The sequence below is a fragment of the Agrococcus sp. HG114 genome, assembly GCF_024723325.1.
Taxonomy (GTDB): Bacteria; Actinomycetota; Actinomycetes; order Actinomycetales; family Microbacteriaceae; genus Agrococcus.
The window spans coordinates 1-526 of the sequence record NZ_JANQCH010000273.1 but is presented as its reverse complement, the minus strand read 5'-3'; the positions used below and the strand labels follow the sequence as shown (position 1 = coordinate 526).

General features: G+C 79.5%; 2 protein-coding genes. Both read left to right on the top strand.

All coding sequences use genetic code 11. The features are described from left to right. A partial coding sequence (locus NWP09_RS13210) for a DAK2 domain-containing protein (RefSeq protein ID WP_258275937.1) occupies positions 1-168 on the top strand: 168 nt, incomplete at its 5' end. Next, positions 165-526: dihydroxyacetone kinase phosphoryl donor subunit DhaM (dhaM, locus tag NWP09_RS13205; protein ID WP_258275936.1), on the top strand; the 362-nt coding region annotated here is incomplete at its 3' end. The genes NWP09_RS13210 and dhaM, both read left to right, overlap by 4 nt.

Below are 526 nucleotides of genomic sequence, written 5' to 3'. Positions count from 1 at the left end.
GTGCTCGCCGCCGCCGCCGAGGCCGCGGCCGCCGGCGCGGTCGCGACCGAGCCGCTCGTCGCCCACAAGGGGCGCGCGTCGTACCTCGGCGAGCGCGCGGTGGGGCACCGCGACCCGGGGGCGGAGTCGACCGCGCTCATGCTGCGCGCGGCCGCGGAGACGGCATGACGGTCGGGCTCGCGATCGTCTCGCACTCCCAGCGCCTCGCCGAGGGCGTCCGGGAGGTCGCGGCGCAGATGGCGCCCGGGGTCGCGATCGTCGCCGCGGGCGGCACCGACGACGGAGGCATCGGCACGAGCTTCGATCGCGTGCAGCGCTCGCTCGTCGAGGCCGACTCCGGCGACGGCGTCGTGGTGCTGTGCGACCTCGGCTCCGCGGTGCTGACTGCCCGCACGGCGCTCGACTTCGCCGAGGCCGCCGAGCGCATCCGCATCGCCGACGCGCCGCTCGTGGAGGGCGCGGTCGCCGCGGCGGTCGCGGCCGAGGGCGGCGCCGCGCTCGAGCGCGTGCTCGCCGACGCGCGCGG